General features: G+C 68.8%; 11 protein-coding genes. 7 read left to right on the plus strand and 4 right to left on the minus strand.

The annotated features are described in order from the left end of the window. Nucleotides 1–52: 52 nt before the first annotated feature. Complete coding sequence (locus CHC08_RS30850) at nucleotides 53–979, plus strand: glycerophosphodiester phosphodiesterase family protein (protein ID WP_089210900.1); 927 nt, start codon at nucleotides 53–55, stop codon at nucleotides 977–979. A gap of 138 nt (nucleotides 980–1,117) precedes the next feature. Here the strand turns inward: CHC08_RS30850 and corA are convergent, their stop codons facing one another. Beyond that, nucleotides 1,118–2,287: a magnesium/cobalt transporter CorA gene (gene corA, locus CHC08_RS30855; protein WP_089210901.1), complete on the minus strand. Its 1,170-nt coding sequence runs from the start codon at nucleotides 2,285–2,287 to the stop codon at nucleotides 1,118–1,120. 652 nt (nucleotides 2,288–2,939) lie between these two features. On the opposite strand from corA, the gene purD reads away from it, so the two are divergent. The 5 genes from purD (at nucleotide 2,940) to CHC08_RS30880 (ending at nucleotide 9,612) form a co-directional block, all read left to right on the plus strand. Continuing rightward, nucleotides 2,940–4,172 (plus strand): phosphoribosylamine--glycine ligase, encoded by a 1,233-nt coding sequence (gene purD, locus CHC08_RS30860; protein ID WP_089210902.1) that lies wholly within the window; start codon nucleotides 2,940–2,942, stop codon nucleotides 4,170–4,172. A 70-nt stretch (nucleotides 4,173–4,242) separates the two neighbouring features. Next, nucleotides 4,243–5,274, plus strand: a complete 1,032-nt coding sequence (locus tag CHC08_RS30865; protein WP_089210903.1) for a hypothetical protein — start codon at nucleotides 4,243–4,245, stop codon at nucleotides 5,272–5,274. A gap of 333 nt (nucleotides 5,275–5,607) precedes the next feature. Beyond that, the gene (gene murA / locus CHC08_RS30870; RefSeq protein ID WP_089210904.1) at nucleotides 5,608–6,876 is read left to right on the plus strand and encodes a UDP-N-acetylglucosamine 1-carboxyvinyltransferase; all 1,269 of its coding nucleotides are present in this window, start codon (nucleotides 5,608–5,610) and stop codon (nucleotides 6,874–6,876) included. Between the two features lie 225 nt (nucleotides 6,877–7,101). Then, nucleotides 7,102–8,391 carry a GTP cyclohydrolase IIa gene (locus tag CHC08_RS30875; protein ID WP_089210905.1) on the plus strand — a complete coding sequence of 430 codons (1,290 nt, stop codon included), beginning with the start codon at nucleotides 7,102–7,104 and terminating at the stop codon, nucleotides 8,389–8,391. A 279-nt stretch (nucleotides 8,392–8,670) separates the two neighbouring features. Further along, nucleotides 8,671–9,612, plus strand: coding sequence for an EamA family transporter (locus CHC08_RS30880; RefSeq protein ID WP_089210906.1), 942 nt, complete (start codon nucleotides 8,671–8,673; stop codon nucleotides 9,610–9,612). A 141-nt stretch (nucleotides 9,613–9,753) separates the two neighbouring features. On the opposite strand, the gene hisC is transcribed toward CHC08_RS30880, so the two are convergent. After that, complete coding sequence (hisC, locus tag CHC08_RS30885; RefSeq protein ID WP_179282305.1) at nucleotides 9,754–10,815, minus strand: histidinol-phosphate transaminase; 1,062 nt, start codon at nucleotides 10,813–10,815, stop codon at nucleotides 9,754–9,756. A gap of 175 nt (nucleotides 10,816–10,990) precedes the next feature. Between hisC and CHC08_RS30890 the strand changes: the two genes are divergently transcribed. Next, nucleotides 10,991–11,806, plus strand: a complete 816-nt coding sequence (locus CHC08_RS30890; protein ID WP_245878669.1) for a Uma2 family endonuclease — start codon at nucleotides 10,991–10,993, stop codon at nucleotides 11,804–11,806. Nucleotides 11,807–11,847: 41 nt separating this feature from the next. Here the strand turns inward: CHC08_RS30890 and CHC08_RS30895 are convergent, their stop codons facing one another. Then, entirely contained in the window at nucleotides 11,848–12,513 is a 666-nt protein-coding gene (locus CHC08_RS30895; RefSeq protein ID WP_089210907.1) for an NUDIX hydrolase, read from the minus strand. 19 nt (nucleotides 12,514–12,532) lie between these two features. Further along, nucleotides 12,533–14,386: a DUF4434 domain-containing protein gene (locus tag CHC08_RS30900; RefSeq protein ID WP_089210908.1), complete on the minus strand. Its 1,854-nt coding sequence runs from the start codon at nucleotides 14,384–14,386 to the stop codon at nucleotides 12,533–12,535. Nucleotides 14,387–14,389: the final 3 nt, after the last annotated feature.

The raw sequence follows: 14,389 nt of genomic DNA on the forward strand, positions 1-14,389 counted from the left end.
CAGAGGTGAGCCGTAGCGGGTGATCGGCGCAGGAGGTCGATAAGGTCCCTCTGTGCATGCCGAGATTCATGGCCATCGCGGAGCCCGCGGGCTCCGTCCCGAGAACACGCTGCCCGGTTTCGCCCACGCCCTGGAGCTGGGTGTCGACGCGCTGGAGCTCGACGTCGCGCTGACGGCCGACCGGCGGCTGGTGCTCACACACGACCTCACCGTGTCCCCGATCACCAGTGCCGACGTCCGTCCGGCCTTCCACGATGACCCCCTCTTCCCCTACGTGGGCAGACCGGTCCGCGAGCTCACGCTGGCGCAGCTGCACACCCTTGAGGTCGGCGTACGGCTGCCGCGCCATGAGAACGACCGTTTCGCCCCGACCCAGGTGCCCGTGCCGAACACCCGGATGCCGACCCTGGGGGCCGTGCTGGGACTGGTGGACGCCTACGGCGCCCACGGCGTGCGGATGCACGTGGAGCTCAAGTCCGATCCGACGAGACCGGAGCTCAGCGCCGACCCCCGCGAGCTGACCGAGCGGGTGGTCGCCGAGCTCGACCGGCACCGCAGGCTCGACCGGGCGGCGATCCTCAGCTTCGACTGGCGCATCCTTGAGATCGCCCGCTCTCTGGCCCCGGCGACCCGGCGATACGCGCTGATAGAGCGGGCCACCATGGACAGCGCCTGGCTCAACGGCCTGCGGCTCGACGACTTCGACGGCGACATCCCCGCCGCCGCCGCGGCCGCCGGGGGCACCACGATCTCCCCCGAGCACGTGCTGGTGGACGCGGAGTTCGCCCGCCGGGCCGAGAAGGCCGACCTGCCGATGGTCGTATGGACCGTCAACGAGCCCGGCCGGGCCGCCGAGCTGCTCGACCTCGGCGCGGCCGGACTTGTCACCGACTACCCCGACCGGATCCGCGCCCTGTGGGCCGAACGGGGCATGCCCATGCCCGAGCCGATCACTCCCATGCGCCATGCGGGCACCTAAAGGCCTGATCCGGCGCGTGAGCCGCACGGAGGTCGCGCCCGACGCGGGAACCCGGCCGACGCGGAGGTCGCGTCCGGCACATGAGCCGGACCCGGCGCGGAGTCGCGTCCACCGCGTGAGCCGGACCCGGCGCGGAGGTCACATCCAGCCGTTGCGGCGGAACCCCCGGTAGAGCAGCGAGCAGGCGAGCACCATCACGCCGATCACGACGGGATAGCCGAAAATGGATTTGATCTCGGGCATGTGCTCGAAGTTCATGCCGTAGATGCCGGCGATCATCGTGGGGACGGCCATTATGGCGACCCACGAGGAGATCTTCCGCATGTCCTCGTTGGCCAGCGCGTTCGAACGGGCGAGCGCCGCCTGCAGTATGGAGTTGCAGAGCTCGTTGGACGACTCGACCTGCTCGCAGACGCGGGCCAGGTGGTCGACGACGTCGCGGAAGTACTCGCGCATCTCGGAGGGGATCATCCGGCGCTGGGACAGCGTGGACAGCGGCGTCTGGAGCGGCATGACGGACCGCTTCATCTCGATCATCTCGCGCTTGAGGTTGTAGATCCGGCCGATGTCGCGGGCGCTGACGTCGGCGAAGACCATGGCCTCGACGTCCTCCAGCTCCGCCTGCATCAGGTCGGCCACGCCGAGGTACCGGTCCACGACGTGGTCGGCGATCGCGTGCAGCACGCCGGTCGGGCCGCGGTTGAGGAGCTTGGGCTTGTCCTCCAGGCGCTCGCGCACATCCGACAGCGGGCAGTGCCTGCCGTGCCGTACGGTCACCACGAAGTCGGGGCCGACGAACACCATGATCTCGCCGGTGCCGATGATCTCGCTGGTCGCGGTCAGCACGTCGTGGTCGAGGTAGGCCACGGTCTTCAGGACGACGAACAGCGAGTCGTCGTAGCGCTCGACCTTGGGCCGCTGATGAGCCTTGACGGCGTCCTCGACAGCGAGCGGGTGCAGGGCGAAGACCTCTGCCAGCCACTCGACCTCGGGGGCGTCGGGTTCATGAAGACCGACCCAGACGAAGGCGTTGCCCTTGTCCGCGCCCTTCTCGCTGCTCTTCTCGCCGGCGTTCGCCTCGTTGGCGCTCCGCACGGCCGCGTTGTGCTCGCGGACGAGATCGAGGGCGTCGGGGATGCCCAGAGCCTCGATCCTCTTGCCGCCGATGTAGGCGGCGTATTCGACGAGTGAGTCACTCGGGGGAACGCACGTGCCGGTCATCCGGTCACGGATGGCGACGGTGGGGGCATGCGGGGCACGAATCACGCCGGCGTGCTTGATGCGGGGAAAAAGGAGCGAGGAGCGCATGGCGAGCCTTTCCTGCCCAGTCCGGCAGAATCCGCACGCGACGCGATGTCACCTCGGTTCGAAGTGGGAATGCGTGCGGAGCCGGTCGGGCGCCGAAGTGGAGTGGTCGAGAGTGCGCACAGCAGATGTGCGCGAGCACGTACTGCTGGGATCGCCAGAGGACATCCCGAACCACCTCCAATCAGCAGGAGACACGCAAAGCCGCCCAAATCTAACACGAATCCAGGGTGTCTCTCAGACTACCCGCAGCCACATGCAGGGATCATGCATAACCTGACAAAATTCACCCACCTATCAAGTCTAGCGAGGCGGCTTTCCGGGCTTACCCGGTTGGAGAATGGCTTCTCCGCTTACGGAGCCGTCGAGACGCGGCCGCCGTCCCGGCTTTCCAGCCGGCGGAGACGACCTTCGCGGGGCGCGATCACCCCTTCGGGGAAACCCCTTGAAGACGGGGCGACCGCACGACGACATCCGTCGCGATCAAACGGGTGCCCGGCGGTCAGGCGGTGTTCGTCGCGGTTTATCGCAGTTTGTCGCGGTCCGTCGTGATCGGACCGGCGCGCGACGGCCCCGGCCGTCCGGCGAGTTCTCTGTCCACAGCTTGTGGACAGAGAGTGCGGGCGGTGGCGCCGGGGCCGATAGGCTCTGTAACGTGCGCGTTCTTGTGATTGGGTCCGGCGGGCGTGAACATGCTCTGTGCCGGTCTCTGACAGCAGACCCCCAGGTCACCGAAGTCCACTGTGCTCCCGGAAACGCAGGTATCGCGCAGGTGGCGACCCTGCACCCGGTGGTCCCCACCGACCCGGCGGCGGTCACCGAGCTGGCCGGAAAGCTTGAGGTGGACCTGGTCGTGATCGGCCCCGAGGCACCGCTGGTCGCCGGGGTCGCCGACGCGGTCAGGCAGGCGGGCATTTCCTGCTTCGGGCCGTCCGGGCAGGCCGCGGAGATCGAGGGTTCCAAAGCCTTCGCCAAGGACGTCATGACGGCGGCGGGCGTGCCCACCGCGCGGTCGCGCACCTGCGTCACGCCGCAGGAGGCCGCCGCCGCCCTCGACGAGTTCGGCGCGCCGTACGTGGTCAAGGAAGACGGCCTCGCGGCGGGCAAGGGCGTGGTGGTCACCGACGACCGGGACGAGGCGCTGCGGCACGCCGCCGCCTGCGGCCGGGTCGTCGTCGAGGAGTTCCTCGACGGCCCCGAGGTGTCGCTGTTCGCGCTCTGCGACGGCTCCACCGCCGTGCCGCTCCAGCTCGCCCAGGACCACAAACGCGCCTACGACGGCGACCTGGGGCCCAACACCGGCGGGATGGGCGCCTACACGCCGCTGCCGTGGGCTCCCGACGGCCTCACCGAGCAGGTGATGGCCGAGACCGTCCTCCCGACCATGACCGAGCTCGCCGGGCGCGGCATGCCGTACACCGGGGTGCTCTACGTGGGGCTGGCCCTCACGTCCAAGGGCCCGAAGGTGATCGAGTTCAACGCCCGGTTCGGCGACCCGGAGACGCAGGTCGTCCTCGACCGGCTGGAGACGCCGCTGGCGGGCCTGCTGCTCGCCTGCGCGAATGGGACGCTCGAAGGGTTCGGGCCGCTGTCCTACCGCGACGGCGCCGCGGTGACGGTGGTGATCGCGGCGGAGAACTACCCGGCCGACCCCGTCAAGGGCGACGTCGTCGAGGGGCTCGCCGACCCCGTCAAGGACGCCTACGTGCTGCACGCGGGCACCGCGTTCGACGGCGACCGGATCGTCTCCAACGGCGGGCGGGTGCTCAGCGTGATCGGCACAGGCCAGGACGTGGCCACGGCACGCGCGGTAGCGTACGAGGCGGTCGGCCGCATCCGGTTGCGCGGCTCGCACCACCGCACCGACATCGCAGGACGCAGCACCTGATCGGCATGTCCCGAAAGGCAGGGGGCAGTCTTCGCCCGTCCCTGGCCGCTCCGCCCCCCACGGAGGAACGATGTCGCTCGACCCAGCGGTTCCCGAACGGATCGGCGACACCGGCGTGCTGCGCTGGCCGGGCACCTGGCGGGTATACGTCGCCACGCGCAGCGAGGAGATCAAGGCCGACACCGAGCGCGCCCTGACCCTGCGCGAGGAGGCCGGCCAGTTGCTGTCCGTGGGGGAGGGCATCGGCACGCACCTGGCCCGCGCGGAGTCCTACGCCCGGGGCAGGCACGGCGTACGGCGCTGGCTGACCGGTCACGCCATCGAGGGCGCCTGGTCAAACGTCAACAGTGCGACCGTGATGCTGTACGGCGTGCTGCCGACCGCGGAGCTGTGCGGACGCGGTCCCGAGGTGTCGGCGATCGGCCGGGCCTACCTGCCGAATGACGACCCCCGGCTGGTCCACCTCCAGGCCAGGCTCTCCGCCGGGGATCTGGAGGAGCGCGACAGGCCACTGATGCAGTCGGTCCTGCGGGCCGCCTACACCGCGCAGGCGATGGAGACCGGCAGGGTCCGCAACTTCCGCAACCTGCTGCTCGGCTGGGTGGTCATGCTGACCCTGATCGTGCTGGGCGTGGTGGTCGTCGGCGCGATCTGGCCGAACGCCATCCCCATGTGCGGCAACCAGTCGGTGATCAGGGCCCAGGGGCTGATGCCCGCCCAGATCTGCCCGACGGGCGGCCTGGCGCCCAGCAGCGGCGACGTCCCGCTCGTCGCCCTGATCGGCATGCTGGGCGCGGCACTGGCCACCGCCGCCTCGATCTCGACCCGCTCCGAGCTGTCCACCCGTTACTCGCTGGCGGTGGTCCAGAACCTGCTCAAGGCGCCGGCGGGGGTGGCCACCGCCGTGCTCGGCCTGCTGATCCTGAACTCGGGTTTTGTTCCCGGTTTCTCCGGGCTCGGCTCCCAGCCGGCGATTCTGGTCTGGGCCATGGCGTTCGGGTACGGCCAGCAGATCGTCACTCGTTTTGTCGACCAGCGAGCCGACTCCCTTCTGGTCGCCGCCTCACCGCTCACTCCGGCCGCGAATACCCGGACCAGATAGGACCAGGTCGAGCCCTTCTCTTCCGGCTGTCCGCCGGCCGGGAGAATGGGGGCGGGTCACCACGCGCATTGATCGGTCGGCCCCTGTTCAGGCGGGTTTCCGGCCTTCGGAGGACCGGCGTCGACGGGGCTTCCGTGTGGGAAGATCGTCGAGCGGAAGGACAATCGTTACCCCGAAACTCACCACCGCTGGACTAGTCGCCTGTCCAAGGGGTAGTTCCCGCCCGAAGTGGCCGGTTCAGGCGCATCTAACGGCTACTGTAGGCCGATAAACCTCGGCTGCCGCCTCTTGCCACACGAATCACTTAAACATCACTTGCAAGGAGCATGACGCATGGTCCGTTACCGCGTGCGCGGTGGCAACCCACTTCGTGGAACCGCCTTCATCCAGGGTGCCAAAAACGCCGTTCTGCCTATGATCGGTGCGGCGCTGCTGGCGGCCAAGGGCCGTACGGTCCTGCGCAATGTTCCCATCATCGAGGACGTGCGCCGAGCGGTCGAGCTGGCCGAGACGATCGGCGCAAAGGTCGAGCTCCACGAGGCCGAGCGCACGCTGGTGATCGACGCCTCGACGCTGAAGAGCCCGGTTCTGCCCGCGGAGATCGCCCGCCGCTTCCGGGGATCCGTGCTGTTCGTGCCCGCGCTGCTGCACCGCCTCGGTGAGGCGATCATCGAGGGCGTCGGCGGCTGCAACCTGGGAAGCCGCAACCTGGACTTCCACTACCTGGGCTACAAGCGCCTGGGCGCGATCGTGGACGAGGGCGACTCCGTCATCCACGTCAAGTCCTCCGGTCTCACGGGCGCCACCCTGTATCTGGACACCCCCTCGCACACCGGCACCGAGAACCTCATCATGGCCGCCGCCCTCGGACGGGGCACCACCGTGATCGAGAACGCGGCGCTGGAGCCCGAGGTCCTCGACGTGATCGACATGCTGAGCCGGATGGGCGCGAAGATCAGCGGCGGCGGCACCGGTTTCATCACCGTGGAGGGCGTGGAGGAGCTCCAGGCCGTCGAGCACACCGTGATGCCCGACCGCCTCGACGCGGGCGTGTTCGCCATGGCCGCGGCCATCACCGGCGGCGAGGTCAACCTGGTCGGCGCCAACCTGGACCACCTCGGCGTGGTCCGCTACAAGCTGGAGCAGATGGGGGTGGAGTTCGCCGACCACGGCGCGGTCCTCCACGTCCGCCGGGACCGCCCGCTGCGCCCGATCAACGTCATTACCGACACCTATCCCGGCTTCGCCACCGACCTGCAGTCGCCGATCATGACGGTCGCCTGCCTCGCCGACGGCGCCAGCTACATTCACGAGCGCATTTTCGACGGCCGGTTCGCGCTGGCCTCCGAACTGAACAAAATGGGCGCCGACATCGAGGTGAAGGAGAACAGCGCGGTCGTCCGCGGAGCGACTCCGCTAACCGGTACCCAGGTGACCGCTCACGACCTCCGTTCAGGAATCGCCCTCGTACTCGCCGGCCTCGCCGCCGAAGGGGAGACCGTGATCGAATCGGGATATCTCATCGACCGTGGCCACTCATATCTCGCCGAGCGTATGCAGGCTCTCGGGGCAGATGTCAGGCGAGAGATTTCAGCATCATAATCAGCGGGTTTGAGACGCTCAAAAACCGCGCTGACCTGTGTAAATAGCACTAGTCAGGGGTTTACCCCGGAAGGCCCTTCCGGAATTGGACACAAAACGGGCGTGACATTACGGCCCCCGCAAGCGATCGTTCCAAAAGAGAGCCGAAAACAAACGGACGGCATGATGGGACGAACATTGGTCGAGCGGGCCGAAGAAGCGCCACGAGTGTCACGCCCGGGTGCCATGACACCGGACCTCACTATCGGTGTGGTGGGCCCCCATGACCTCGTCGAGCGGGTGATGTTGATGGGGCACGCGGCAGCCCCACTGCCCTGCCGCCTGGTGGCGGCGGCCTACCGGGACGAACAAGAAGCCGCCGACAAGGTCACCCGACTGGGGGCCGGGGTGGACGCATGCCTGTTCGCCAGCCCGGTCCCCTACGATCTGGCCCGGCGATCGGGGGTGCTGACGATGCCCGCGACGTATGTCCAGCTCGGCGGCGCCGCACTGATCGCCGCACTGGCCAGGGCAGCGCTGGACGAACGGATAGACCCGCGCAGGGTCAGCATCGATGTCCTGAGCCGGGCCGACGTCGAGGAGGCCTACGGCGACCTGAGCCTTCCCTTCGGGGATGTGCACAGCCGTGACGAGCCGGGCGCCACCGGCACGATCGCGGCCTTCCACGAACGCCTCGCCCGCCAGGGCGGCACCAGCGGGGCGCTCACCTGCCTGCCCGCGGTCGCCGACCGTCTTCAGACGGCCGGCATCCCGGTGATCAGGATCCGCCCGACCTCCGCCGCGGTCCGTACGGCACTGCACACGGCCGCGCTGCTCGGTGCGCACCATCGACTGGAGGAGTCCCAGCTCACGGTGGTCCTGGTCGAGGTGCCCACGCTCCGCGAGCCGATCCGCCGGGCCGCGCCGCGCTACTGGCGCGACGAGCTCCGGCTGTCCCTGCACCGGCTGCTGGTGCAGGAGGCCAACCGGATCAACGCGTCGGTGACCGCGGTCGACGACCACAGTTACATGGTCACCGCGACCCGCGGCTCGGTGGCCGCGGCCACCGAGGGCTTCCGGGTGCTGCCGTTCGCCGCGCGGGTGCGAGACGAGCTCGGCCTGGCGGTCGAGGTGGGCGTCGGCATGGGCCGTACGACCCACGACGCCGAGTCCCACGCCCGTGCCGCACTGGCGCGCACCCAGGCGGGCAAACAGGCTCAGGGCTTCGCGGTGGACCGCGAAGGCCGGGCGCTGATCCCCGCACCCAGGATGCCCCCGCAGAACACGGGCCCGCTGAAGCCGAAGGGCGTGGAGGTGCTGGCCAGGCTGGCGGCCAAGCTGGAGGGTGGAGACACGGTCGTGGACGCGGAGGGCGCGGGCAAGATGCTCGGCGTCACCCCTCGTACGGCACGGCGGCTGCTGCGCACGTTGGTCGACGAGGGACTCGCGTGGCCGCTTCCGCCGAACCGCACCCCCCAGCCGGGACGTCCTCGCCAGCTCTACCGTCTGATCGTGGAGAAGCTCGGCACCCGCTGAGACCCGAATGGTCGCCCGTCCTGAGCTGAGAGGTTCCGCCGTACCCACCCGGAGGAACCTCTCGGCTCACGGCCGATCCCGCGCGGAGTCTCAGAGTTCGAAACACCGACCCCGAGCAGGGGCCTCACAGTCCGAAGCGCTGACCCCGGGTGGAGTCTCACAGTCTTAGGCGCTGTCCCCGGGTGGAGTCTCACAGTCCGGAACACCGATCTCACGCGAGATCCCACGGTCCGAAACCCGCGAGCGAATTGTCGCACTTTGGGTCTATTGTCATGCGCTATGGGTCGTGACACTACTGACAGCCGCAAAACGCTTCTCGTGTGGGGAGCGCTCGCGATCGTATATGTGGTGTGGGGCTCCACATATCTGGCGATCAAGATCGTCGTCGAGACGCTCCCTCCGCTGCTCGGCGGGGCCATGCGCTTCGTGACGGCCTCGCTGATCCTCGGGGCGGTCGTGTTCCTGTTCCGCGGGCGGCAGGCCTTCCGGATGAACCGCAGAGAGCTCGGCGGAGCGGCGCTGGTCGGGTTGTTGCTGCTGACCGGCGGCAACGGCATGGTCGCGGTGGCCGAGCAGCACATCTCCAGCGGGCTGGCGGCGCTGCTGGTCGCCTCGGTGCCGCTCTGGCTGGTGATCTTCAGGATCGTCACCAGGGACAGGCCCCAGATCATGACCCTCGCCGGGGTGCTCATCGGGTTCGGCGGGGTGGCGGTGCTGTCGCTGACGGGCGGGGGCAGCGCGGCGGACGGCACGGGCATCGCGGTCATCCTGCTGGCGTCGCTGTCGTGGTCGCTCGGCTCGTTCCTGTCCGCCCGGATCCCGATGCCCGCCGACCCCTTCGCCGCGAGCGCGATCGAGATGGCCGCGGGCGGCGCCGGGCTGGTGCTGACCGCCCTGGCCGTGGGCGAGCACCTCGACCTCACCGCCGTCTCGGGACGGTCCTGGATCGCCCTGGTCTACCTGGTCCTGATGGGCTCCCTGGTCGGTTTCACCGCCTACGTCTGGCTGCTCGGCAACGCCCCGATCTCTCTGGTGTCCACCTACGCCTACGTCAACCCGGTCGTGGCGGTCGTCCTCGGCGCGCTCATCCTGAGCGAGCCGGTCACGACCTCGATGGTCGCGGCGGGCGTGGTGATCGTCCTCGGCGTGGCCCTGGTGGTGTCCACCGAGCGGCGCAGGAAGGCCGAGGTCGTACCGGAGCCGGAACCCACGCCCGCGTAGAGCCTTGATTCGCCGGCGCGAGGGAGGCGGCTCCCCCGCACCGGTCACCCCGATGGCCGTGGCCTGAGCGTTCGGACATCGTGGAGGCCACGCGACGCGTCTCCTTCGAAGGCCCGTGGCTCCCCCGGCGGATCGAGCGGCTCAGGCGTGTCTGAAGGCCTCCGTGGCGGCCAGGAGGGTGTCGTTGGCCTCGGGAGTGCCGATGGAGATCCGGACGCCCTCCCCCGCGAAGGCGCGCACCGCGACACCTTCGAGCGCGCAGCTCCCGGCGAAGTCCATCGTGCGGTCGCCCAGGCGGAGCCAGACGAAGTTGGCCTCCGTGATGGGCACCGTCCAGTCCTGGGAGATCAGGGCCTCGCGGACCCGCTCGCGCTCCTTGACCACGATGTCCACCCGCTCCAGCAGCTCGTCCTCGGCCGCCAGGGAGGCGATCGCGGCGGTCTGGGCCAGGTGGTTGACCGCGAAGGGCACCGTCGTCTTGCGAACGGCGGACGCCACCGGCTCGTTGCCGATCAGATAGCCCACCCGGAGCCCGGCCAGGCCGTACGCCTTGGAGAACGTCCGCAGCACGGCCACGTTCGGCCGGTCGCCGTAGACGGTGAGCCCGTCGGTGACGCCGGCGTCCCTGACGTACTCCCGGTAGGCCTCGTCGAGCACGACGAGCACGTCCTCGGGGACCCGGTCCAGGAAGGCCTCCAGCTCGGCCGCGTGGACGACCGTGCCGGTGGGGTTGTTCGGGTTGCAGACGAGGATCATGCGCGTCTGCGGGGTGATCGCGTCGGCCATGGCCTCCAGGTGGTGCGTCTCACCCAGCAGCGGGACCCGGACCGAGGTCGCCCCGGACAGGTCGGCCATGAGCGGGTACGCCTCGAACGACTGCCAGGCGTAGATCACCTCGGCACCCGGCTCGCCGACGGTCTCGAAGAGCTGCTGGAGCAGCGTCACCGAACCGGCTCCGGCCGCGACGTGCTCGGGCGGCACGCCGTGCCTCTCGGCGATCGCGTTGGTCAGCGCCGTCGACGCCGGGTCGGGATAGAGGTGCATCTCGGATGCGGCCCTCGAAACCGCCTCGACCACGGAGGGCAACGGTCCGTAGGGGGATTCGTTCGAAGACAGCTTGTAGGACCGACCGTCGGCGGACATCGCGGTCTTGCCCGCCTTGTAGGCGGGCACCGTGTCCAGAATCGCGCGGAAACGAGGCATGCTCTTACTTTAGGACCGGGCGGATGGAGTTCCGAACTGCTTGCTGTTTGTTCAGCCTTCCTCCTGTCCTCTCTGTCATCTTGTCGGGTCCTGCCATTTTCGTAGACGCTCTGTGACCGTTCGACTACCATCGCCCATGGGTTCGAGTCGAAGGAAAGGGGAGCGAGTGTCCGAGATGGCGTGGCAGTGGGCACGCTCCTTGCAGGGCTATCGGGTCAAACTCCGCCCCACCTCCGAGCAGCGCACCTGGCTAGCCCAGCATGCCGGGGTGACGCGGATGGCGGAGAAGCTCTACCTGGAAAAAATTCAGGCGGCGCTCGCCCAGGGCGCGGCCGATCACACCTATGGGGTGGCCGAGGGCACCGCCGACCGAGGCCAGGATGCCAGCACGGAGACGGGCGAGGCCGAGGCCGTTGATTTCGAGCCGTTGCCCGGCTGGGTGATTCCCCCCACGGAGGGTTACACGGCCGAAGACCTTGACCGGCTGCGGGGGATCCCCTCTCACACCCAACTGATTGATGGCGCTCTCGTCTTCGTGAGCCCCCAGACCCGCTTCCACTCACTCACCCTGTCTCTCATGCAGAGCGAACTACATCGCACCGTTCCGGCGGATCTGCGGGTTCGCAGACAGATGACGGTGACGCTTGGAAAACGTCAACGTCCCGAGCCCGACCTTGTGGTGATCCGGGCCGACGGTGATCTGGATCCGAACCAGACCACCTACCAGCCGGCCGATGTGCTCCTGGCCGTCGAGGTGGTCTCCGCCGAGTCCGAGATCCGCGACCGGAAGCGCAAGCCCGTGCTCTACGCGGAGGCGGGCATCGTCCACTTCTGGCGGATCGAGGAGAAGCACGGTCGACCGACCGTCTACGTCTACGAACTGGATCCGGCGACCAAGGCCTACGCGTTCATGGGAATCCACCACGACCGCCTCAAGATCAGCATCCCGTTCGACGTCGACATCGACCTGACGGAGATCGACGGCCTCTGATCGATCTCGGTCCGGTAGCCGACCGGGCGCCGGAGAGGCGGTCAGTCCTTGAGCGAGCGGAGCATCGGGGGGTGGAGGATCGCGGCCGGGCCTCGGCGGTAGAGCTTGGCGGGGCGGCCGCCGTCGCGGGCGGTGATGCCGCCGGTGGGCACCAGGAAGCCCTCTGCCTTGGTGACCTTGCGGTGGAAGTTGCGCGGGTCCAGGGAGCGGCCCCAGACGATCTCGTAAACCCGGCGCAGGTCGGCGACGGTGAACTCCGGGGGGCAGAAGGCCGCGCCCAGCGGGGTGTATTCGAGCTTGGCGCGGGCGCGCTCGATCCCGTCGAGCACGATGCGCCGGTGGTCGAAGGCCATCTCCCGGAGGGACGAGACCGGCTGCCAGCTCATGTGCGCCTCGGTGGAGGCCGGCAGGTCGGGGGCGAGGCCGAGGTAGGCGACGCTCAGGACGCGCTGGCGCGGGTCGCGGTCGGGGTAGCCGTAGGTCTGGAGCTGTTCCAGATGGACGGCGGCACCGGGCAGACCCGATCGTTCGGCGAGGACTCGCGCCGCGGCGGCGGGCAGGTCCTCGTCAAGGTGGATGAAGCCGCCTGACAGGGCCCAGCGTCCCTCGTAGGGCGATTTGTTCCGTTGCCAGACGAGGGCGCTCAGCGCCTGGCACCGCACCGTGAGGACGACCAGATCCACGCTGACGGGAACGCGCGGAACCATGCCAGGCACGTTACACCGATCAGGCGTTAATGCGGACGTGTAACGTCTCGGCGGCGGCCCGCCCATCGGCCGCGGCGACCGAGACCTTGATCCACGCACCGGCGGGCACCTGCGACCAGTCGAGGGGGATCCACGCCGTCTCCATCCTGATGGGCAGGTCGGGCGGCGACTCCGTCAGGTTCACCCCTGCCACCTCGACGACCCTCGGACTGGCCTGGCCGTCCCAGGTGAGCGTCACCTTGGAGCCCATGGGCATGTTGTATCCCCGGATCTCCATGCCGTCCTGGATGTCACGGCCCTTGCGGACCGCGTCGACCGCGATGGGCCGGTCGTAGTCGCGGGCGATCTCCTCGGAGAGGGAGGGGGAGCCGCAGGTGAAGAAGTCGCTCCACATGTAGGAGACGACCTTGGAGACATATCGTCCGACCTGGGCTATGGCCGTGTCGAGCCGCTCCTTGTCGGTCCGTCCCCTGCTGCCGGTCCTCTCCTCGCAGAAATCCTCGTCGGACGGCTCGAAGGCCTCCACGTTGGCCCAGAGCTGCACGTCGTAGCCCTGCGCGACCATCTTCGTCCGCGCCTCGGCCATCGCCCGGTAGTAGTCGCGGGTCGAACCGTAGTACGCGGTGCCGTTGGACGCCTCCCCCACGACCGAGCGCAACCGCTCGTCCACCTTCTCCTCGCGCTGGTCCGGCCAGAAGAGCCCCACCTTGCCGGTGCCCCGGCTGTCCTGCGGCGCGATGATCCCGACCCCGGTTCTGGCCAGGGCCTCGAAGCCCTTGGCGACCTGCTGGGGAGTGGCGCTGAACGGAAGCCGCTTGCGCGCGTCGAGGTAGGGGCTGACCAAAATCGGCCTGCCGGGCATCTCCTGCTCCACGATCTCGTGCTGCGAGGCGTAGACCTTGAGCGTCGGGTTGTCCTTCTTCGCCGCTTCCGAGTCGTCCCCGATGTACTGCATGTCGCGCATCTGCAGCTCGAACGGCTGGTAGAAGCCGGCCAGTGAGGCCCGGTTCTGGAAGCGGGCGCCGTAGTCCTGCATGATCCGCCGGGTGAGCGTGGTCAGCGTGGCCGTACCCTGCTCGGCCGCCCGGGTCTTCTGCGCCGGATCACGCGGGGCCAGCGGCAGCGCGGGGTAGACCTTGATGCCGAACTGGTCGCCGAGATCCAGCAGCTCGGTGAGGCTGTCCTGTTCCGCGCCCGCGATCAGGATCACGTGGTAGCCACGCCCCTCGCTCCTGATGTTCGTGCAGCTCGGGTCGTCGGTGCCGTCGTCGGGCGCGACGATCCGGTAGAAGACGGTCTTCCCGACCGTGATCTTCTTCTCGAACTCGGGACAGCGGAACAGATCCGGTCCGAAGGCCTCGTCGGTCCGGTAGACGAACGTCCAGGTCACTCGATTGCCTGGGTTGGCCGCCTTGAGGTCTCTCTCCGCCGCCGCCTCGCACGGCAGCCCGTCCTCCTCGCACGGCTCGTAGCGGGGGTCGGGATTCTCCCCGTCCATGTCCAGGATCCGGCCGTCGTCGTCGACCCGGCGGGCCTGCAGGCCCCACCCGATCCGGATGACGGTGTCGCCGCCCACCTTGTGGATCGCGTCGAACTGCCGCCGCCAGGTGCAGTGGTCGACGGTCGGGATGAGCCAGTAGCCGCTCAACGCGTACGGCGAGGGCGTATCCGTATCGAACGTTCCACACGCGTCGGTGAACTCGTCCGTGTTCGGAGTCGGGGTGGAGGAGAAGGAGGTGGGCGAGGGAGCGGGGGAGGACGCGATCGGCGAGCTCTCGCTCGTCGGAGCGATCTCGTCGATGGGGATGACCAGCACGACCGCTGCCACCACGGCGATGATCACGACGCCCAGGAAAGCGATGAGCCAGCGCACGAT

Source organism: Streptosporangium subroseum, from assembly GCF_900188345.1.
Classification (GTDB): domain Bacteria; phylum Actinomycetota; class Actinomycetes; order Streptosporangiales; family Streptosporangiaceae; genus Streptosporangium; species Streptosporangium subroseum.

What these genes read in the sequence shown, in the direction of transcription:
- corA (WP_089210901.1), bottom strand. Translation starts at nt 2,287, where the DNA reads ATGCGCTCCTCGCTCCTTTTTCCCCGCATCAAGCACGCCGGCGTGATT.
- CHC08_RS30880 (WP_089210906.1), top strand. Translation starts at nt 8,671, where the DNA reads ATGGGTCGTGACACTACTGACAGCCGCAAAACGCTTCTCGTGTGGGGA.
- CHC08_RS30875 (WP_089210905.1), top strand. Translation starts at nt 7,102, where the DNA reads ATGACACCGGACCTCACTATCGGTGTGGTGGGCCCCCATGACCTCGTC.
- hisC (WP_179282305.1), bottom strand. Translation starts at nt 10,815, where the DNA reads ATGCCTCGTTTCCGCGCGATTCTGGACACGGTGCCCGCCTACAAGGCG.
- murA (WP_089210904.1), top strand. Translation starts at nt 5,608, where the DNA reads ATGGTCCGTTACCGCGTGCGCGGTGGCAACCCACTTCGTGGAACCGCC.
- CHC08_RS30895 (WP_089210907.1), bottom strand. Translation starts at nt 12,513, where the DNA reads ATGGTTCCGCGCGTTCCCGTCAGCGTGGATCTGGTCGTCCTCACGGTG.
- CHC08_RS30890 (WP_245878669.1), top strand. Translation starts at nt 10,991, where the DNA reads ATGGCGTGGCAGTGGGCACGCTCCTTGCAGGGCTATCGGGTCAAACTC.
- CHC08_RS30865 (WP_089210903.1), top strand. Translation starts at nt 4,243, where the DNA reads ATGTCGCTCGACCCAGCGGTTCCCGAACGGATCGGCGACACCGGCGTG.